The following is an 18,699-nucleotide window of genomic DNA, read 5'->3' as shown; positions in this document are numbered from 1 at the left end:
CTCAGGCGGTCGTGGCACGGCTCAGTTCGTGTTCATTGGCGCCGCGGCGGCGCAGCTTGTCCAGCAGCAGGTAGACCACCGGCGTGGTCAGCAGGGTCAGCATCTGGCTGGCGATCAGCCCGCCGATGATGGCCACGCCCAGCGGCCGGCGCAGCTCGGCGCCCTCGCCGAAGCCGATGGCCAGCGGCAGCGCGCCGAGCGCGGCGGCCATGGTGGTCATCAGGATCGGGCGGAAGCGCAGCAGGCAGGCCTCGCGCACCGCCTCCAGCGGGCTCAGGCCGCGCGAGCGCTCGGCCTCCAGCGCGAAGTCGATGATCAGGATGGCGTTCTTCTTGACGATGCCGATCAGCAGGAACACGCCGATCAGCGCAATGATCGAGAACTCCATGCGGAACATCAGCAGCGCCAGCACCGCGCCCACGCCGGCCGAGGGCAGCGTCGACAGCACGGTGATCGGGTGCACCAGGCTTTCGTACAGGATGCCGAGCACGATGTAGATGACGACCAGCGCCGCCAGAATCAGCATGGCTTGCTGGCTCTGCGATTGCTGCGCGCTCGCCGCCGTGCCCGCGAACGCGCCGCGCACGTTGGTCGGCATGGCGATGTTGGCCTCGGCCTTGGCGATGGCCTCGCGCGCGTCGCCCAGGTTGGCGCCTTCCACCAGGTTGAACGAGACGGTGGTCGCCAGTTCGCCGTCCTGGTGGCTGACCGAGGTCGCCACCGAGTTTTCGTAGAACTTGGCCACCGCGGACAACGGCACCAAAGACGTGGCCGTGTTGCTCAGCACATTGCCTGAAGACGCATTGCGCAGCGCGGGGTTGGCCGAGACCGGAACAGCGGTGCTGGACGAACTCGCCGCGGTGGAACCCGCTGCGGTCTTGCTGGCCGACAGCGCCGAATTGGCGGTGGTGGTCGGCGCCGCGACCTGCGTGGTCACCGCCTGCCCCGCCACCACCGTCGTCTTGGTGGCGGGCACGTACACGTCGCTCAGTGCATTGGGGCTGAGCGTGTAGCGCGGCGCCCATTCCATGACCACGTGGTACTGGTTGAGCTCTGTGTAGATGGTCGCCACCTGCCGCTGGCCGAAGGCGTTGTACAGCGCGTTGTCCACCGCGGTGGAAGTTATGCCGAGCCGGTTCGCGGTGTTCTTGTCCACGTTCGCCATCGTCTCGACGCCGTTCTCGGTCTGGTCGGTGTCGATGTCGGTCAGCACCGGCTGCAGCTTCATTTCGTCGGCCAGCTTGGAAGCCCAGGTGCGCAGGTCGGCCAGGTTGTCGCTCTTGAGCGTGTACTGGTAGGTCGAGTTGCTTGAGCGGCCGCCCGAGCGCACGTCCTGCACCGTGCCCAGGAACACGCGCAGGCCGGCCACCGCATTGAGCTTGGGCCGCAGCCGCGCGATCACGGCCAGGCCGCTGTCCTTGCGCTGGCTGGCGGGCTTCAGGTTGACGAACATGAAGCCGCCCCCTGCCCGGCTGCCGCCGGTGAAGCCGACCACGGTGTCGACCGCCTCGTCGGCGCGGATGATGTCGACCACCTCGCGCAGCTTGGCGGCCATGGCCTTGGACGAAATGCTCTGGTCGGCGCGCAGGCCGCCGTTGAGCTGGCCGCTGTCCTGCTGCGGGAAGAAGCCCTTGGGCGCGGCGCTGAACAGGTACACGTTGAGCCCCACCACCGCCACCAGGATCAGCATGACCAGCCCCTTGCTGTCCAGCGCCCAGTCGAGGCTGTTCTCGTAGCGCTTGAGCACCCAGTCGTAGCTGCGCGCGGCCATGCGCCCGAAGCGGCCTTGCGGCTTGTTCTTGTCGTGCTCGCCGCCGGGCTTGAGCATCCAGGCGCACATCATGGGCGTGGTGGTCAGCGAGATGACCAGCGAGATCATCACCGCCGCCGACAGCGTGACCGCGAATTCGCGGAACAGCCGCCCCACCTGCCCGCCCATGAACAGCAGCGGAATGAACACTGCCACCAGCGACACGCTGATCGACAGCACGGTGAAGCCGACTTCCTTGGCGCCCAGCAAGGCCGCCTTCATGCGCGTCATGCCCGACTCGATATGGCGGCTGGTGTTTTCCAACACCACGATGGCGTCGTCCACCACGAAGCCGGTGGCCACCGTGAGCGCCATCAGGCTCAGGTTGTTGAGGCTGAAGCCCAGCAGGTACATCACCCCGAACGTGCCCAGCAGCGCCGCCACCGTGGCCACCGCCGGCACGATGGTCGCGCGCGCGCTGCGCAGGAACAGGCTGACCACCAGCACCACCAGGATGACGGAGATGACCAGCGTGAACTCGACCTCGCGCAGCGAGCCGCGGATGGAATTGGTGCTGTCCGACGCCACCTGCAGCGTCACGTCGGGCGGCAGCTGCGCCTGCAGCTCGGGCAGCAGCGCGCGCACGCTGTCGACGGTTTCGATGATGTTGGCCGAGGGCTGCCGCGTGATCAGCACGATGATCGCCGGCTCGCCGTTGAACAGGCCCAGCGTGCGCGTGTCTTCCACGCCGTCGAGCACCTCGGCCACGTCCTGCAGCCGCACCGCCGCGCCGTTGCGCCAGGCGATGACCATGGGGGCGTAGTCGCTGGCGCGCAGGGCCGGCGTCTGGGTGTAGATCTGCAGCTTGCGGCCCTCGCCCTGCACCATGCCCTTGGGCCGGTTGGCGTTGGAAGCCTGGATGGCGGCGCGCACGTCGTCGGTGCTGATGCCGTAGCGGCTGAGCGCGAACGGCAGCAGCTCGATGCGCACCGCGGGCAGCGAGCCGCCGCCGATTTCCACGTCGCCCACGCCGTCCACCTGCGACAGCCGCTGGCTCACGATGTTGGAGACCGCGTCGTAGATCTGGCCCGGCGTCTTGGTCTTGGAGGTGAGCGCCAGGATGATCACCGGCGACGAGGCCGGGTTCGCCTTGCGGTAGGTCGGGTTGCTGCGCAGCGTGGCGGGCAGGTCGACCCGGCTGGCGCTGATGGCGGCCTGCACTTCGCGCGCGGCGCCGTTGATGTCGCGGCTCAGGTCGAACTGCAGCGTGACGCGCGAGGTGCCGACCGAGCTGGTCGAGGTCATCTCGTTGACGCCCGCGATGGTGCCCAGGTGCCGCTCCAGCGGCGTGGCCACGCTGGTGGCCATGGTCTCGGGGCTCGCGCCCGGAATCGCGGCGCTGACGGAAATGACCGGATAGTCGACCTGCGGCAGCGGCGACACCGGCAGCACGAAGAAGGCGGCGATGCCGGCCAGCGCCACGCCGATGGTCAGCAGCACCGTGCCGATGGGGCGGCGAACGAAGGGCAGCGAGAGATTCATCGCCCGGCCCCCGAGGATTCGACGGCGCGCAACGTCAAACCGCCTCCTCCTCGACCATGCGCCGGGTGGTTCCACCGCCCAGCCGGTCGAATGCGAGGTAGATCACCGGCGTGGTGAACAGCGTCAGCAACTGGCTCACGATCAGGCCGCCGAAGATGGCCAGGCCCAGCGGGCGCCGCAGCTCGGCGCCGTCGCCGAAGCTCAGCATCAGCGGCACGGCTGCGAAGAGCGCAGCCAGCGTGGTCATCAGGATGGGCCGGAAGCGCAGCAGCGCCGCCTGGTGGATGGCCTCGCGCGCCGACTTGCCCTGGTTGCGCTCGGCGTCGATGGCGAAGTCGATCATCATGATCGCGTTCTTCTTGACGATGCCGATCAGCAGGATGATGCCGATGATGCCGATCACCCCCAGGTCGTTGCCGGTGATCATGAGCGCCAGCAGCGCGCCCACGCCGGCCGAGGGCAGCGTCGACAAGATGGTGAGCGGGTGCACGTAGCTTTCGTACAGCACGCCCAGCACGATGTACACGCACACCACCGCCGCCAGAATGAGCCAGAGCTGGTTCGACAGCGACTTCTCGTAGGCGCCCGAAGCACCCAGGAAGGTCATGGTGATGCTGCTGGGCAGGCCGATTTCCTTGGCCGCGGCGCGGATGGCGTCGACCGAGGAGCCGAGCGACACGCCCGGGGCGGTGTCGAAATTCAGCGTGCTGGCCGGGTACTGCGCCACGTGCGTGATCTGCAGCGGCGCCTGCTGCTCGCTGATGTTGGCAATGGCCGACAGCGGCGTGGCCGTGCCCGAGCCGGCAATCAGGCTGAGCTGGCCCAGCGTCTGCGGCGTGTTCACCATGCCGGGCATGGCCTCGAGGATCACGCGGTACTGGTTGGTCTCGGTGAAGATGGTCGAGACGATGCGCTGGCCGAAGGCGCTGTAGAGCGCGTCGTCCACCGTGCTCGCGGTGATCGACAGGCGCGCCGCGGTGTCGCGGTTCACGTTCACGAAGGCCGCCAGGCCCTGCGCGCCCGCGTCGCTGCTCACGTTGCGCACCTTGTCCGAGTCCTGCAGCCGCGCCACCAGCTTCTTCATCCACGCGGTGATGGCGGCGCTGTCCACGCCTTCGAGCGACACGCGGTATTCCGTCGGGCCGGTCTCGGCGTCGATGGTCAGGTCTTGGGTGGGCTGCAGGTAGAGCGTGACGCCGGCCACGCCGTGCACGTGCTCGCGCAGACGGTCCATGATCTTCTGCTGGTCGCCGTGGCCCTTCTTGAGGTTGATCAGCATGCTGCCGGTGTGCAGCATGGTGTTGTTGGCAGCGTCCACGCCCACGAAGGAGCTGAGGTTCTCGACCTCGGGGTCCTCGAGGATCGCGTGCGCCGCCTCCTGCTGCAGCTGCGACATGCGGTCGAAGGACACGTCCTGCGCGGCCTGGATGCGGGCCTGCAGCTGGCCGGTGTCCTGCGTCGGAAACAGGCCCTTGGGAATCGTGAGGTACAGCACCACCGTGAGCACCATGGTGAGCAGCGCGACCAGCAGCGTGAGCGGCTGGTGGTCGATCACCCAGTGCAGCGAGCGGTCGTAGCGCACCATCACGCCGTCGAAGAAGCGCTGCGCGCGCGCGCCGAAGCCGCTGCCGCCGGTGTCGCGCTTGGGCTCGTGCTTGAGCCAGCGCGCCGACATCATCGGCACCAGCGTGAGCGACACCACCGCGGAAATGAGGATGGTGATGGCCAGCGTCACCGCGAACTCGCGGAACAGCCGGCCCACCACGTCGCCCATGAACAGCAGCGGAATCAGCACCGCGATGAGCGACACCGTCAGCGAGATGATGGTGAAGCCGATCTGCGTGGCGCCCTTGAAGGCGGCCTGCAGCGGCTTTTCGCCTTCTTCTATGTAGCGCGCGATGTTCTCGATCATGACGATCGCGTCGTCCACCACGAAGCCGGTGGCGATGGTCAGCGCCATCAGGCTCAGGTTGTTCAGGCTGTAGCCCAGCAGGTACATCAGCCCGAAGGTGCCGATGAGCGAGATGGGCACCGCGATGCTCGCGATGACGGTGGCGCGCAGGCTTCCCAGGAAGGCGAAGATCACCAGCACCACCAGCACCACGGCCAGCACCAGTTCCATCTCGACGTGCTCCACCGATGCGCGGATGCCGGCCGTGCGGTCGCTCAGCACCGAAATGTTCAGCCCGGTGGGCAGGCCCGCCTGCAGCTCGGGCAGCTGCGCCTTGATGGCGTCGACCGTGGCGATCACGTTGGCGCCGGGCTGGCGCTGCACGTTCATGATGATGGCCGGGATGAGCTTGGTGCCGCTCTCGGTCTTGCTGCCGGCCCAGGCGCTGAGCTGCGTGTTCTCGGCGCTGTTGACCACCTGGGCCACGTCGACCATGCGGATCGGCGCGCCGTTCTTGTACGAGACGATGAGGTTCTTGTAGTCGTCGACCGTGAGCAGCTGGTCGTTCGAGTTGATGGTGTAGGCGCGCTTGGGGCCGTCGAAGCTGCCCTTGGCGCCGTTCGAATTGGCCGCGGCGATGGCGGTGCGCAGCGTGTCCAGCCCGATGCCGTTGGTGGCCAGCGCCTGCGTGTTGGCCTGGATGCGCACCGCCGGGCGCTGCCCGCCGCTGAGCGACACCAGCCCCACGCCCGAGACCTGGCTGATCTTCTGCGCGAGCCGGGTGTTCACGAGGTTCTGCACTTCGGTGAGCGGCAGCGTGTCGGAGGTGATCGACAGCGTGAGCACCGGCGCGTCGGCCGGATTGACCTTGGCGTACACGGGCGGCGCCGGCAGGTCGGCCGGCAGCAGCGAGCCGCCGGCGTTGATGGCGGCCTGCACTTCCTGCTCGGCCACGTCCAGCGTCTGGCCGAGCGAGAACTGCAGCGTGATGATCGACACGCCGGCGGCGCTGGTCGAGCTCATGCGGTCCAGCCCCGACATTTGGCCGAACTGGCGCTCCAGCGGCGCGGTGACGGTATTGCTCATGACCTCGGGGCTGCCCCCGGGGTAGAGCGTCTGCACCTGGATGGTCGGGTAGTCGACCTGCGGCAGGGCCGACAGCGGCAGGAAGCGGAACGCCACCAGGCCGGCCAGCACGATGGCCACCATCAGCAGCGAGGTCGCCACCGGTCGAAGAATGAACGGGCGTGAGGGACTCATCGGTCGCGGCGCTTGCGGTCTGTCTGGCTGGTTTCTGAAGCGCTATGTGTCAGCGCATCGTGCCGCCGGGCGCGGCGGGCGGTGTGCCCGGCTGCACGGCGGGCGCGGGCGGAGGCACGGAAGGCGTGGACGAGTCGGACGACGATGGACGCTGCCGCGTGCCCGCGCCTTCAGCACCGGTACCCGCGCCGGCGCCGCCGGAGGGAGCGCCGGCACCCGCCGCGCCGCCTTCGCGCCGGCCGCTTCCGCGCTCGCCGTTGCCGCGATGCCCGCGGCGCTCCCCGGAGGCCGCGCCCGCGGGCGGCGCCGCCGGCCGGTCGACCGTGGTCTGCACCCGCGCGCCGTCCTTCAGGCGGTCGCCGCCCTCGGTCACGACCTGCTCGCCCGCCGTCAGGCCGGACATGATCGCGACGTTGTCGACGCTGGCCTCGCCGCGCGTCACCGTGCGCTGCGCCACGGTGCTGTCGTCCTTCAGCACATATACATAGTCGCCGTTGGGCCCGTGGCGCAGTGCCGTCACAGGCACCACCACCGCGCTGTCCACGGTGCGCAGCAGCAGCCGCAGGTTGACGAACTGGTTCGGGAACAGTGTGTTGTCGGCATTGGAGAAGCGGGCCTTGGCCTTGACGGTGCCGGTCGCGGTGTCGACCAGGTTGTCGAGCGTGGCAAAGGCGCCGGTGGCGAGCCTGCGCGTGCGCGTGCGGTCGAAGGCGGTGGCGTCCAGCTTCGCGCCCTGGGCCAGGCGGTCCTGCACTTCGGGCACGCGGTCTTGCGGAATGGCGAACTCAACGTCGATCGGCGTGATCTGGGTGATGGTCGCGATGCCGTTGGTGGCGCCGGTGGAAATGTAGTTGCCCGCGTCCACCGGCCGCAGGCCGATGCGCCCGCTCACCGGCGCGGTGATGCGGCTCCAGGTGAGATTGAGCTTGGCGGTGTTCTCGTTGGCGCGGTCGATGGCCACGGTGCCTTCGAGCTGCTTGACCAGCGCGGCCTGGGTGTCGACGTCTTGCCGGGCGATGGAGTCCTGGCCCAGCAGTGTCTGGTAGCGCGACAGTGTGACGCGCGCGGCGGCCAACTGGGCCTCGTCGCGCTGGCGTGCGCCGGTGGCCTGTGCCAGTGCGTTCTGGAACGGCTGCGGGTCGATGGTGGCCAGCACGTCGCCCTTCTTGACCATCTGCCCTTCCTGGAAGAGCACCGCGGTGAGCACGCCCGACACCTGCGGCTGCACCACCACGTTGGCCAGCGGCGTGACCGTGCCCAGCGCCTCCAGCTGCACCGGAATGTCGGCCTTCTTGGCCGTCGCGATGCCCACGGTGCTGGTGGCCGCGCCGCCGGGGCCACCAGGGCCGCCACCGCCGCGCGCCCGGACCACCCGCGCCGCCGGGGCCGCCCGGCCGGCCGCCCGGGGCCGCGCCAGGCGCACCCGCCGGCGTCTTCGCACGCTGGATCAGATACCACGCACCGCCTCCCAGGATTGCAAGCAGCAGCAGCGTCAGCAATGCCCCTACCCAGCGACGCCTGCGCACCGGTGGATGTGTGGGAGACACGTTGGCGGGCAGGGGCTCGGTCGGTTTTTCTTGTTCCATGGACTGTGCGTGCGAAGGGTGCGAAGTTCGGCCTAGAGTACAGCGCGGAATGGTAGCCCCGGAGTTTGCTGCGCCGTAAAGCGGCGGTAAAGCTAACGCCCGTGGGCCGCCGTTCACGCCCGCCTGCGGCAATTCGCGCCGCCGCCCGGCATTTCGTCGCACGCCGGTGGCCGGCCAGGGCGGGGGCCGGCAAAGTCCGCTCCATCGATTCTTCTCCCGCCCTTCAGCTTCTCTTCATCTTTCAACGGAGCGCCACCATGCTGATGCAAGTCATCCTCCACACGCCCAAGTGGGTGTTCGCCGTTTTCTTCCTCCTGCTCTGGCTCGGCAGCAAGCAGCTGCTCGCCAACAACGTGAGCCTGACCCGGGTCGCGCTGATGCCCGTCGCCATGGGCGGCCTGTCGCTTTACGGCGTGGTCTCGGTCTTCGGCGACTCGGTCGGCGCCCTGCTCGGCTGGGCCATCGCCGCGGCCGTGCTGCTGGCGCTGGTGCTGCAGCGCCCGCTGCCCGCCGCCACCCGCTACGACGCCGCCGAGCGCCGCTTCCACGTGGCCGGCAGCCCGGTGCCGCTGATGCTCATGATGGGCATCTTCCTGACCAAGTACGTCGTGGGCGCGGCCCTGGCCATGCACCCCGAGCTGGGCCACCAGGCCGCCTTCGGCATCGTGGTGCCGACGCTGTACGGCGCTTTCACCGGCGTCTTCCTGGCCCGCGCCGTGCGCCTGTGGAAGCTCGCCATCCGTACTGACGCCATGTCGGCGGGCGTGCACGCCGCCTAATAATCGGCATCCGGCCCCCAGCTTCCAGGAACTGCCACCATGAACGTGCTCTTGCTGATCCTCAAGATCTCCGTCACGGTGGTGCTCGTCGCCTCCATCGCCGAAGCGCTGGTGCTTTCCCTGCGCAACGGCTGGCGCAGCTACGACTGGAAGGCCTCCGGCATCTCGGTTGTCGACTTCCTGGTGCGCGAATACCCGCTGCGCTGGCTCCTGCCGCTGGCCTTCTGGACCGGCGCCATGGACTGGTTCTACGCCCACCGCCTGTTCACGCTGCCGATGGACCACTGGAGCGGCTGGGCCGCCTGCTTCATCGGCCAGGAGTTCTGCTACTACTGGTACCACCGCGCGGCGCACCGGGTGCGCTGGTTCTGGTGCACCCACGCCATTCATCATTCGCCGAACCAGCTGAACCTGTCGGCCGCCTACCGCTTCGGCTGGACCGGCCGCCTCACCGGCACGCTGGCGTTCTTCATGCTGGCGCCGCTGCTGGGCATGCCGCCCAAGGTGATCCTGCTGATGCTCACGCTGAACCTGCTGTACCAGTTCTGGATTCACGCGACCTGGATTCCGCGCCTGGGCCCGCTCGAATGGGTGCTGAACACGCCCTCGGCCCACCGCGTGCACCACGCGTCGAACCTCGAATACCTGGACGGCAACTACGGCGGCGTGCTGATCGTGTTCGACCGGCTGTTCGGCACCTACATCCCGGAGCGCGCCGACGTGCCCTGCCGCTACGGGCTGGTGAACCCGATCACCTCGCACAACATCTTCGAGATCGAGTTCACGCACTGGCGCTCGCTGTTTCGCGACCTGGCCTCGGCGCGCTCGGTGCGGGCCTTCGTGGGCTACATCGTGAAGCCGCCGGGCTGGAAGCCGGACGGCCCCGGCGACACCACGGAAGAACTGCGGCAGCGCGCGGCCCTGCAGGCAGCGCCCGCGGCCCCCTTGGCCACCCCCGATTTCATTCCCGTCCAGTACAACAAGGAGCTGTCATGAATCCCTCCTCGCCCAACAACGCCCGCTACTCCGATGTCGAACGCCTCGCCCGCCGCCGCGCCGGCGCCAAGATGGGCTGGTACATCCACGCCGTCGTCTACGTGCTGGTCAACGTCGGCCTGGTGACCATCTCGGCCGCCAACGGCCGCAACTGGGCCATGTACCCGCTCATGGGCTGGGGCCTGGGCCTGCTGATCCACGGCGCGGTGGTCTGGATGGTCGCGTCCGGCGGCGGCTTCTACGAACGCCTGGTGGAACGCGAACGCCGCGCGCTGGGCGCCGGGGACCGCCGGTGAGCGCGGAGCAGACTGCTGCTGCAAAAAACAAGTTCAGCGCCGAGAACCTGAAGTCCATGCTGCGGCATGGGCTGATCACCGCGGTCTTCAACTGTCTCATCGCCACCTTGCTGAGCATCACCAGCGGCGGCAACTGGGTCGCCCACATGGTGTATTCGATGTCGATCGGCATCGTGGCCTGGCTGTTCATCGACATCGGCCGGCTCCTGCTCAGCGGACATCGCGAATCGCTCTGGCCCGAATGGCCGCGAGGCATGCTGCTGATCGCGGCGGGCGTGGCCGTCGGCTTCTTCGTCGGCAACCTCATCGGCGATGCCTGGGTCGGCGCGCCGACCTTCGACTTCCTCGACCTCAAGGGCCACAAGCTGGCCACCGGCATCACGATCACCATCATCGCGGCGATCGGCATGAGCTTCTTCTTCTACAGCCTCGGCAAGAGCAAGCACATGCAGAGCCAGATCGAGGTGGCCCAGCGCAACGCCACCGAGGCACGGCTGAAGCTGCTCGAGACGCAGCTGGAGCCGCACATGCTGTTCAACACGCTGGCCAACCTGCGGGTGCTGATCACCGTCGACCCGCCGCGCGCCGTGGCCATGCTCGACCGGCTCAACAGCTACCTGCGCATGACCCTCAGCGGCTCGCGGGCGCTGTCGCATCCGCTGTCGGCCGAGTTCGAGCGGCTGGCCGACTACCTGGAGCTGATGTCGGTGCGCATGGGCGACCGGCTGCACTACACGCTCGAGCTGCCCGAGTCGCTGCGCGACGCGCCCGTGCCGCCGCTGCTGCTGCAGCCGCTGGTCGAGAACAGCATCCGCCACGGGCTCGAGCCCAAGGTGGAAGGCGGAGAAATCACCGTGCGCGCCCGCGAGGATGCCGGCCAACTGGTCATCGAAGTGAGCGACACCGGCGTGGGCCTCGATGCCGCGCCGCCCTCGGAAGGCAGCAGCTTCGGGCTCGAGCAGGTGCGCGAGCGGCTGGCCACGGTGTATGGCGCGCAAGGCGCCCTGCGGCTGGCGCCCACGGGTGCCGGCGGCACCTGCGCGACGCTGAACTTCCCCCTGCCCGCCTGATATTCCAAGATGACCCCGACCGCCCTCATTGCCGAAGACGAGCCCCTGCTCGCACAAGCCCTCAAGGCCGAACTGGCCGCCGCCTGGCCCGAACTGCAGGTGGTCGCCACCGCCGGCGACGGCCGCAGCGCCGTGCGCGAGGCGCTGCGCCTGCTGCCGCAGGTGCTGTTCTTCGACATTCGCATGCCCGGCCTGGACGGCCTGGGCGCCGTCGCCGAACTGGCCGACTGCTGGCCGACCGACCAGGCGCCGATGCCGCAGCTGGTGTTCGTCACCGCCTACGACGAATACGCCGCGCGCGCCTTCGAGGCCCAGGCCATCGACTACGTGCTCAAGCCGGTGCAGCCCGAGCGGCTGCGCAAGACCGTGGCCCGGCTGCGGCAGGCGCTGGCCGCCCCGCAGCCTTCAGCCACGCCCGCCGTCGCCGACGAAGCGCTCGAACGCACGCTTGCCCAGTGGCGCCAGGTGCTGGCCGCCGCGGGCGCCGGCGCCGAAACGGTCGCGCCGCCCACCGCCCCGCTGCGCATGATTGCCGCCAGCGACGCCGGCGGCAGCACCGTGCGCATGGTGCCCGTCGACGAGGTTCTGTATTTCGAGGCTGCGGACAAATACCTGCGCGTGCTGACCGCCACGCACGAATACCTGATCCGCACGCCGCTGAAGCAGCTGCTGCCCCAGCTCGACGCCGACACCTTCTGGCAGGTGCACCGGGCGGTGGTGGTGCGCAGCGCGGCCATCGAGTCGGTGCACCGCGACGAAGCCGGCAAGATGCACCTGATACTGCGCGGGCGGCCCGAGAAGATTCCGGTCAGCCGCCTCTATGCCCATCTGTTTCGCGCCATGTGAAATTTGCGGGCGGCGCGCCCAAAGAAAAAGCCGGCTCTTGCGAAGCCGGCTTTTTTCATTCAGTCACGAAAACCGTGGCTAATTAACGCCAGTGGCCATGGCCGCGGTAGTAGCCACGACCGTAATAGCGCGGGCCGTAATAGGCCGGCGGGCCGTAGTAGACCGGGGCCGGACGGTAATACACCGGCGGCGGGTTGTAGTAAACCGGGGCTGGCGGCGCGTAGTAGACGGGTGCCGGCGGCACGTACACCGGGGCCGGAGCCGGGTAGTAGCCCGGGTTGCCCACGCCGACAGCCACGCCTGGCACGCCGACACCGATCGACCAGCTCACGTCGCTGCGGGCGCTGGCCGAGGTGGCCGCAAACAGTGCACCGGCTGCCACGACACCCGCGGCGGCCCATTTGAAGAAAGTAGAACGTGTGAGGCTCATGATGTGGACTCCTTGTTTCGGGGGCTGCGTTCGGGTCTGAACCGCCCATGTACGTATTGAACGCGGCAAATGCAAAGGGGGTGCACCCTGCAATGTGAAGAGAGTTGCCAAAGGTAACGCCCAAATGGTGCCCTCTAGAATGCCGCAATGACCTCCCCGACCGACAAAAACGGCGCCAAAACGACCGCTGCACCGAGCAATTTCCTGCGCCACGTGATCGAGAACGACCTCGCACAGGGCGCCTACGCAGGCCGCAAGTGGGGCGGATCGCCCGGCAGCGCCGCCCACCACGCCCAGGGCATGGCCGATCCGGCCAAGGTGCGCATGCGCTTTCCGCCCGAACCCAACGGCTACCTGCACATCGGCCACGCCAAGAGCATCTGGCTCAACTTCGAGCTGGCCAAGGAATACGGCGGCGTGTGCCACCTGCGCTTCGACGACACCAACCCCGAGAAGGAAGACCAGGAATACGTCGACTCCATCCGCGACGCGGTGAAGTGGCTCGGCTACGAAACCTACCTGGCCGACCGCCCCAGCGCCCCCGGCACGCTGCAGGAGCACGAGTACTTCGCGAGCAACTACTTCGACTTCATGTACGAGGCGGCCGAATACCTCATCGGCGCCGGCCTGGCCTACGTGGACGAGCAGACCGCCGACGAAGTGCGTGCGAACCGCGGCGACTTCAACACGCCCGGCACCGACAGCCCCTTCCGCACCCGCACGCCCGAGGAAAACCTGGCGCGCTTCCGTGCCATGCGCGACGGCCAGGTCGCCGACGGCGCCGCCATCCTGCGCGCCAAGATCGACATGGCCAGCACCAACATCAACATGCGCGATCCCGCGCTGTACCGCGTGCGCCGTGCCCATCACCACAACACCGGCGACAAGTGGTGCATCTACCCGATGTACACCTACGCGCACCCCATCGAAGACGCGCTCGAGCAGATCACCCACAGCATCTGCACGCTCGAATTCGAAGACCAGCGCCCCTTCTACGACTGGCTGCTTGACCGCCTCGCCGAAGGCGGCCTCGTCGCCAGCCCGCACCCGCGCCAATATGAATTCGCGCGTCTCAACGTCACCCACGTGATGACCAGCAAGCGCAAGCTGCGCCAGCTGGTCGAAGAGAAGTACGTCGACGGCTGGGACGACCCGCGCATGCCCACCATCGCCGGCCTGCGCCGCCGCGGCTACACGCCCGAGGCGCTGCGCCTGTTCTGCGAGCGCAGCGGCACCACCAAGTCGGGCGGCTGGATAGCCTACGCCGGCCTCGAGGCCGCGTTGCGGGAAACAATGGACCCCGTCGCCCCGCGCGCCATGGCCGTGCTCGACCCGGTCAAGCTGGTCATCACCAACTGGGGCGAGCTGATGGGCGGCGACGATTCGCTCGACGACTGCTCCGCCCCCGTGCATCCGCACCACCCCGACATGGGCAAGCGCGAATTCAAGCTCGGGCGCGAAGTGTGGATCGAGCGCACCGACTACGAAGAAGTGCAGCCCAAGGGCTTCTTCCGCCTGTTCCCCGGCAACAAGGTGCGGCTGAAGTACGGCCACGTCATCGAATGCACCGGCGGCACCAAGGACGCTGACGGCAAGCTCGTTGAAGTGCAGGCCACGCTGGTGCCCGACACCAAGAGCGGCACGCCCGGCGCGGACGCGATCAAGGTCAAGGGCAACATCACCTGGGTGGCCGCGGCCGATGCGGTGCAGGCCGAAGTGCGGCTCTACGAGCGACTCTTCGCCGAAGCCAACCCCGGCGGCGGCGAACTGCTGGACGAACTGAACAAGACCAGCCTGGAAGTGTGCTCGGCCTTCGTCGAACCTTCGCTGGCGAAGGCCGAGGCAGGCGTCGGCATCCAGTTCGAGCGGCACGGCTACTTCGTGCGCGACCCGAAGGGCGATATCGAAGGCAAGCCCGTGTTCAACCGCGCGGCGGGAATGCGGGACAGCTGGGGCAAGTAAAGCGCTCCTGCGCCCATCCCCGCCAAAGAGCCGGGGCCTGCATGGGCCTCGGCTTTTTTATTGTTCGGTCGCTCCCAGCCGCTTGTAGACCACGCCCAGCACCGCGCTGTTCTCGTCGGTGGTGCACACGGCCGGACGCGCTTGCGGCCCGACCTTCAGGTTGATCGTGTAGACGCCGTCGCGCGGCGTGAAGCCGCTGTCCACCACGATGCTCGCCGGAGGCACGCGCAATTCGCGCGCGGCGGCGGCAACGCAATTCTTGACGCTCGTATCGGGCGCGCCGCCGACGCGCAAGGACGTGCTGCTGCAGGCGGCCATCAGAAAACCCGCCGTCGCCGCCACGCACGCGAGATGAATAGAGCTTCGCATCGTCATTTCCGGGTTCTCCTTGGTGATGAACCCATTGGAGCCGCCGGGCGCATCGAATGTTGCAGGACAGACCCGGGCTATCCTGTCGGTTCATGAACCTTCCGAGCCCTTCCTCCCGCCTGATCCGTTTCAACAAGCCTTATGGCGTGCTCAGCCAGTTCACGCCCGAGGGCCGCTGGCGCGGCCTGAAAGACTTCATCGACATTCCCGGCGTCTATGTCGCCGGCCGGCTCGATGCCGACAGCGAAGGCCTGCTGCTGCTCACCGACGACGGCAAGCTGCAGGCGCGCATCGCCGATCCGCGCTTCAAGATGGAAAAGATCTACTGGGTGCAGGTGGAAGGCACGCCGACCGAAGAGGCCCTCGCCGCCTTGCGCGCGGGCGTGCAGCTCAACGACGGCCCCACGCGCCCCGCCAGGGCGCGCCTGCTCGATCCGCCGCCGCAGGTTTGGGAGCGCCAGCCCCCGATCCGGGAGCGCAAGAGCATTCCCACCGCGTGGCTGGAACTGGCGATCCGCGAAGGGCGCAACCGCCAGGTGCGGCGCATGACGGCGGCCGTCGGGTTGCCGACGCTGCGGCTGATCCGCGCCGCCATCGGGCCGCACACGCTCGAAGGGCTGGCGCCGGGGAGCTGGCTCGGCTGACCGCGCCCCTCATCAAAGAACTTCATCGAACATTTGCCCATGCCAACCAATCTCGCCTTTTCCGACCATCCGTCCGCCATGCTGTTGAATCGCCGCCGCGCCCTGCTCGGCAGCCTTGGCCTGCTGGCGATGCCCGCTTCGCAGGTTGCCAACGCCGCCACCGGCACGTCGAAGAAAGCGCGGCCACCCGCGCAGGCCGACGTCTGGCCGCATGCGTCCCAGGTGCCGGGCGGCGTGGCCCGCCTGTCGCTCGGCCCGGCTGCAAAGCGGCCCGCCGCCTTCGCAGGCGATGTTCCCCTGCTCGTGGTGGGCGACACCATCGAATGGACCGCGCTGGTCGGCATTCCTCTTTCGGCCGAGCCGGGCGAAGCCGGCATCACCGTCCGCCCCGAAGGCCGCCCCGAAAAGCAGATCGCCTACATCGTTGCCCCGAAGCAGTACCGCGAACAACGCCTCACGGTCGCACCGCGCACCGTCGACCTGTCCCCCGAAGACCAGGCCCGCTACGAACGCGAGCGCGCGCACCTCACCACCGTGATGGCCACGCTCACCGACATGGGCCCCGATGCAGCGCTGCAGATGCGCGTGCCCGTGCCCGGCCGCCGCTCCAGCTCGTTCGGCCTGCGCCGGGTGTTCAACGGCCAGTCGCGCAATCCGCACAGCGGCATGGACATCGCGGCGGGCACCGGCACGCCGGTGCTGGCGCCGCTGCCCGGCAAGGTGATCGACACGGGCGACTATTTCTTCAATGGCGGCACCGTGTGGCTGGACCACGGCGGCGGCCTGCTCACGATGTACTGCCACCTGAGCCGGGTCGACGTGAAGGTCGGCGACGTGCTGAAGACCGGGGAAAAACTGGCCGCGGTCGGCGCGACCGGGCGGGTGACCGGGCCGCATCTGCATTGGTCGGTGATGCTGAACCGGGCGATGGTGGATCCGGCGTTGTTCATTGCGGCTTGAAACTCCCGCACTCCTCATACACTCGCCCGACATTGGAGCGAGACGAGGACAAGCAATGGCTGGAAAAACAAAAGCCGAGCGGCGCCGTGAGCGTGCCCGGCGCGAGCTTGCGGGCAAAGGGTGGACGGCGGTCTTCATCGGCATCCTGCTGCTGACCGTCTTGCCCCTGTTGCTGAAGGGCGTGTTCGCTGGAGCCCTGGGCTCGGCACTTCGTCCAGCGGGCTGGGCGGCATTGGCGATAGGGGTCGTGCTTCTCGCATTGAACTACCTCACCAATCGCAGCGCGGTGCCGACACCGGCTGCCGTCGAGCCAGCCAGACCTGCTCCAGCAAGAACGTCGCAGCAACCCCCTATGACTCCAGCGCCCGCTCCCAGGATGGAGTCGCAGTGGAGCCCCTCCGTGCTTGCCGCCATCGAATGGCGCCGATTCGAGGCCGTATGCGAAGCGCTTTACGCGCAGGCGGGCTTCGCCACGCGCAGCCAGTCGCACGGCGCGGACGGCGGGATCGACATCTGGCTCCAATCCAGGCACAGCGATGTGCCACGCATCGTCCAATGCAAACACTGGCAAACCAAGACGGTCGGCGTCAAGGAGATGCGAGAGTTCTTCGGGGTGATGGCCTCGCACCAGCTGAAGAGCGGCACCTACGTCACGAGCTCCACTTTTTCCGGCGATGCCATCGCGTTCGCCAAGGCGAACGGCATTCACGCACAAGACGGCGCCGCGTTGCTGAAGCTCATCAGCCAACGCACGCCGGAGCAGCAGGCGGCCCTGCTCGCGGTCGCTTATGAAGGCGAGTACTGGCGCCCCACCTGTGCAAGCTGCGGCGCCAAGATGATCGAGAAGAATTCGAAAAAGAACGACGGCAGCTTCTGGGGTTGCGCCAACTATCGCCGGTGCGGCGGCAGGACGATTTCCAAGGCCAAGGCCGTCGCAACGGCGTAGTCCGCCGGGCGATTCATCTGCCAAGCGCCTTCGGCCGCGCCGTACTCCACGCAATCACCGCCAGCAACATCACCTGCAAAGGCAACCTCGCCACCAGCGCCCAATAAGGCACGTTCGCAAACAAATCCGCCCGCTGCAGCATGTAGACATTCGCGGGCGTCACGGCCAGGGTCAGCAGGAAGAGCCCGATGCCCGCTGCCCGCCGCGTCGGCCGCCACAGCAACCCGGCCGCGCCCAGCAGTTCGAAGACGCCGCTCACCCACACTGTCTCGCGCGGCCAGGGAATCCACGGCGGCACGATGCGCATCTCGGCTTCTGTCGCCACGAAATGCGCGACGCCACCGATGGCGAACCACAGGAAGACGAAGACCAGGCCCGCCACGCGCCAGCGATTCATGGCGGGCGTGGCGGTGGTCATCTGGCGACGATCGATCTCAGAGCGGCTTGGTGAGGTACACCGCCTCGCGCCCCACGATCGTGCGCTGCGCGGGCATGAAGATCGTGCAGTCGTCGCACAGTGCGCGAATCTCTTCGTCGCCATTGGTCGCGATCAGCTCGCCCTTGGCGAAGGTCTCGAAGCCGATCAGCGGGCGCACGAAGGCGAAGTCTTCCGACTTGATGACGTAGGTCTGCAGCAGCTGAAAGCGGCGTTGCGGCTCGGGCGGCGGCGTGGCCGGGTCCTTGTCGACGAGGCCGAAGTACGCGAGGAAGTCGTAGGTGACGGCGGTCGCGAGTTCCGACGCGGAGCGCAGGAAGTGCTGGCCGCACTCGACCACCATCGCCACGCCCTTGCCGTCCGGGCCGCCGTGGCTGCCGTACTGGATCAGCGGCGTGCCCGAGCCCAGGCCGTCGGGCATCACCAGGTGCACCGACGGGCGGCCGATGGCCAGCGCGACCTTGGCGTTGCGCTCGAACGCCGGGTACACCCAGAACGGCACCACCGGCTGGCTGGTCGAGTGGATGTCGAGGATGTGGTCGGCCGCCTCCACCACGGGGCGCAGGATGCGCGCGCGGCGCAGCTCGGGGCTGTCTTCCTTGCCGTCGAGCCACTCGGGCGACCAGATGCGGTTCAGGTTGTGCACGATCTGGCGGCTGTCGAAGGGCGCCTCTTCCTTGAACGACTCGTAGGCCTCGATGTTCGCGAAGGCCACGGTGAGCGTGCCGATCTTCGGGCGCACGTCGTTGTCGAGCAGGTGGGTGGCGGCGGTCATGCCGCAGATCTCGTTGCCGTGGGTGAGCGCGTTGATGAGCACGTGCGGGCCGGGCTTGCCGGACTCGAAGCGGTGCACGTAGTCGATGCCGACATTGCCCTTGCGGTAGGCGGAGAGGTCGCGGGGGAGGACTTCGAGGGCGGGAGGCAGTTGGGTCATGG

General features: G+C 68.1%; 16 protein-coding genes. 9 read left to right on the top strand and 7 right to left on the bottom strand.

The features are described from left to right. Window position 1 precedes the first annotated feature (1 nt). The 3 genes from L3V85_RS13190 to L3V85_RS13180 are packed head-to-tail and all read right to left on the bottom strand — an operon-like array spanning window position 2 to window position 7,884. On the bottom strand, window positions 2-3,292 hold the full coding sequence (locus L3V85_RS13190; RefSeq protein WP_237679644.1) for an efflux RND transporter permease subunit: 3,291 nt from the start codon (window positions 3,290-3,292) through the stop codon (window positions 2-4). A gap of 34 nt (window positions 3,293-3,326) precedes the next feature. After that, complete coding sequence (locus L3V85_RS13185) at window positions 3,327-6,443, bottom strand: efflux RND transporter permease subunit (RefSeq protein ID WP_237679643.1); 3,117 nt, start codon at window positions 6,441-6,443, stop codon at window positions 3,327-3,329. Window positions 6,444-6,492: 49 nt separating this feature from the next. After that, entirely contained in the window at window positions 6,493-7,884 is a 1,392-nt protein-coding gene (locus L3V85_RS13180; RefSeq protein ID WP_337250117.1) for an efflux RND transporter periplasmic adaptor subunit, read from the bottom strand. Window positions 7,885-8,130: 246 nt separating this feature from the next. Here L3V85_RS13180 and L3V85_RS13175 point away from each other — a divergent pair, with 246 nt between their 5' ends. Genes L3V85_RS13175 through L3V85_RS13155 form a run of 5 tightly spaced genes read left to right on the top strand, consistent with a single transcriptional unit; the run spans window position 8,131 to window position 12,016 of the window. Further along, window positions 8,131-8,808 carry a DUF6622 family protein gene (locus L3V85_RS13175; protein WP_423838545.1) on the top strand — a complete coding sequence of 226 codons (678 nt, stop codon included), beginning with the start codon at window positions 8,131-8,133 and terminating at the stop codon, window positions 8,806-8,808. Between the two features lie 39 nt (window positions 8,809-8,847). After that, on the top strand, window positions 8,848-9,804 hold the full coding sequence (locus L3V85_RS13170; RefSeq protein WP_237679641.1) for a sterol desaturase family protein: 957 nt from the start codon (window positions 8,848-8,850) through the stop codon (window positions 9,802-9,804). Then, window positions 9,801-10,100 (top strand): 2TM domain-containing protein, encoded by a 300-nt coding sequence (locus L3V85_RS13165; protein WP_237679640.1) that lies wholly within the window; start codon window positions 9,801-9,803, stop codon window positions 10,098-10,100. Before L3V85_RS13170 ends, L3V85_RS13165 begins: the two co-directional genes overlap by 4 nt. 56 nt (window positions 10,101-10,156) lie before the next feature. After that, window positions 10,157-11,170, top strand: coding sequence for a sensor histidine kinase (locus L3V85_RS13160; protein WP_414080230.1), 1,014 nt, complete (start codon window positions 10,157-10,159; stop codon window positions 11,168-11,170). A 9-nt stretch (window positions 11,171-11,179) separates the two neighbouring features. After that, entirely contained in the window at window positions 11,180-12,016 is an 837-nt protein-coding gene (locus L3V85_RS13155; RefSeq protein ID WP_237679638.1) for a LytR/AlgR family response regulator transcription factor, read from the top strand. An 82-nt stretch (window positions 12,017-12,098) separates the two neighbouring features. Here the strand turns inward: L3V85_RS13155 and L3V85_RS13150 are convergent, their stop codons facing one another. Continuing rightward, window positions 12,099-12,446: a hypothetical protein gene (locus L3V85_RS13150; protein WP_081271540.1), complete on the bottom strand. Its 348-nt coding sequence runs from the start codon at window positions 12,444-12,446 to the stop codon at window positions 12,099-12,101. Between the two features lie 147 nt (window positions 12,447-12,593). Between L3V85_RS13150 and L3V85_RS13145 the strand changes: the two genes are divergently transcribed. Continuing rightward, entirely contained in the window at window positions 12,594-14,408 is a 1,815-nt protein-coding gene (locus L3V85_RS13145) for a glutamine--tRNA ligase/YqeY domain fusion protein (RefSeq protein ID WP_237679637.1), read from the top strand. 57 nt (window positions 14,409-14,465) lie between these two features. Here the strand turns inward: L3V85_RS13145 and L3V85_RS13140 are convergent, their stop codons facing one another. Continuing rightward, window positions 14,466-14,783: a hypothetical protein gene (locus L3V85_RS13140; protein ID WP_237679636.1), complete on the bottom strand. Its 318-nt coding sequence runs from the start codon at window positions 14,781-14,783 to the stop codon at window positions 14,466-14,468. An 86-nt stretch (window positions 14,784-14,869) separates the two neighbouring features. On the opposite strand from L3V85_RS13140, the gene L3V85_RS13135 reads away from it, so the two are divergent. From L3V85_RS13135 to L3V85_RS13125, 3 genes are read left to right on the top strand one after another with little or no spacing between them, the layout of a single operon-like run. Next, entirely contained in the window at window positions 14,870-15,421 is a 552-nt protein-coding gene (locus L3V85_RS13135) for a pseudouridine synthase (RefSeq protein ID WP_237679635.1), read from the top strand. 39 nt (window positions 15,422-15,460) lie between these two features. Next, entirely contained in the window at window positions 15,461-16,381 is a 921-nt protein-coding gene (locus tag L3V85_RS13130; RefSeq protein ID WP_237679634.1) for a M23 family metallopeptidase, read from the top strand. Between the two features lie 55 nt (window positions 16,382-16,436). Next, window positions 16,437-17,327, top strand: coding sequence for a restriction endonuclease (locus L3V85_RS13125; RefSeq protein WP_237679633.1), 891 nt, complete (start codon window positions 16,437-16,439; stop codon window positions 17,325-17,327). Between the two features lie 13 nt (window positions 17,328-17,340). Here L3V85_RS13125 and L3V85_RS13120 read toward each other — a convergent pair whose 3' ends face one another. After that, window positions 17,341-17,745 carry a DoxX family protein gene (locus tag L3V85_RS13120; protein ID WP_237679632.1) on the bottom strand — a complete coding sequence of 135 codons (405 nt, stop codon included), beginning with the start codon at window positions 17,743-17,745 and terminating at the stop codon, window positions 17,341-17,343. Window positions 17,746-17,761: 16 nt separating this feature from the next. Continuing rightward, window positions 17,762-18,697 (bottom strand): succinylglutamate desuccinylase/aspartoacylase domain-containing protein, encoded by a 936-nt coding sequence (locus tag L3V85_RS13115; RefSeq protein WP_237679631.1) that lies wholly within the window; start codon window positions 18,695-18,697, stop codon window positions 17,762-17,764. Window positions 18,698-18,699: the final 2 nt, after the last annotated feature.

Source organism: Variovorax paradoxus, from assembly GCF_022009635.1.
Classification (GTDB): Bacteria; Pseudomonadota; Gammaproteobacteria; order Burkholderiales; family Burkholderiaceae_C; genus Variovorax.
The sequence above is the reverse complement of the archived record's forward strand: the minus strand, read 5'-3'. Positions and strand labels throughout refer to the sequence as shown.